Source organism: Kitasatospora sp. NPDC007106 (assembly GCF_040634455.1).
In the GTDB taxonomy this organism is placed as follows: Bacteria; Actinomycetota; Actinomycetes; order Streptomycetales; family Streptomycetaceae; genus Kitasatospora; species Kitasatospora arboriphila.
In genome coordinates this window covers 1-1138 of sequence record NZ_JBEYFP010001398.1, presented here as the reverse complement: position 1 = coordinate 1138, position 1138 = coordinate 1, and the positions used below count along the sequence as shown (strand labels likewise).

1 protein-coding gene and 1 pseudogene are annotated in these 1138 nt (G+C 74.1%); both read right to left on the bottom strand.

What is annotated here, in order from left to right:
• Nucleotides 1-183, bottom strand: a pseudogene (locus ABZ641_RS38785) (MFS transporter); the annotation flags it as partial.
• Nucleotides 184-396: 213 nt separating this feature from the next.
• On the bottom strand, nucleotides 397-867 hold the full coding sequence (locus ABZ641_RS38780; protein ID WP_344627900.1) for a GNAT family N-acetyltransferase: 471 nt from the start codon (nucleotides 865-867) through the stop codon (nucleotides 397-399).
• Between the last annotated feature and the right edge of the window lie 271 nt (nucleotides 868-1138).

The following is a 1138-nucleotide window of genomic DNA, read 5'->3' as shown; positions in this document are numbered from 1 at the left end:
GACGGCCGCTCCGACCGCGGCGCCCGCGGCGGAGAGCACGGCGACCTCGCCCGGTCCGGCGTGCAGCACCCGGACGGCGATCAGCGGGAAGGCCCCGAAGGCGAGCCACGTGCCGAGCGCGCTCGTCCCGTACGCGCCCCAGAGCCACCCGAACGGCCGCCCCAGCCGGTGTCCGCTCCGCACGTCCGACACCCCTCGCCCCGCACCAGTGACCCGTACCCGTACCCGTAACCCGAACGATCGGTCCACGATCGAACCGTTCAGAGGGAGCACCCTACCGGGGTTAGGACCGCCTCGAGGCCGATCGCCCCGCGCCCTTCCGAGGGCAGCCGGAGCGCCGGGGGCACCGTTCACCGGCCTGGGACTGCGGACTGCGGACTGCGGACTGCGGACTGCTCAGGGCATGCCGGGTACGGCCGCCTCGAACGGCAGGGGGCGGTGGAAGACGACCCGGGTCCGGCCGGGGCCGCTGTAGTCCTCGACCGCAGTCGCTTCGAAGCCGAGGCTGCGGTGGAAGGCGATCGAGCCCGTGTTGCCGGGCGAGGTGATCGCTTTGAGCCGCCGTGCGCCGTGTCGGTGCGCGATGGCGGCGAAGGTCGCGTACAGCCGGCGGCCGAGGCCGGTGCCCCGGGTGTCGTCCCGGGTGGCGACCAGGTGGACGTATCCGGTGCCGTCGGGGGTGGTGAACCCGATGAGGTAGCCGTGGATGCCGTCGTCCGCGCGGGCGACCAGCCAGGTCTCGCCGAACTCGTGGACCAGCGCGTCGAGGTGGAGGGACCGGAGGTCCCGCTCGCCCCAGTAGCGGTGGTGGTCGGCGAGGACCTGGTGGAGGTCGGCGATGGTGCCGGGTGTGATGTGTGGTCGCACTCCGGGATCATGGCAGGCCGGGCGTGGACGCCGTACACCGCCCGCGGGCTCCGGGCCTCCTGGCGGGGCTGCTCGACGCGCTCGGCCCGGTCGGTTTCATCGGCCCCCTCGGCGTCGTCGGCCAGCAGGGGCGATCGGGTCAGCACCAACACGGCAGTGCAGACCACGGCGGCGGAAGCGGCCGCGAGGACCAGGGGCAGCCCGCTGCGGACCTTCTTGCAGGACACCAGGGCCCCAGGACGGAGGCCAGGCCGTTGGCGACGGCGGCCAG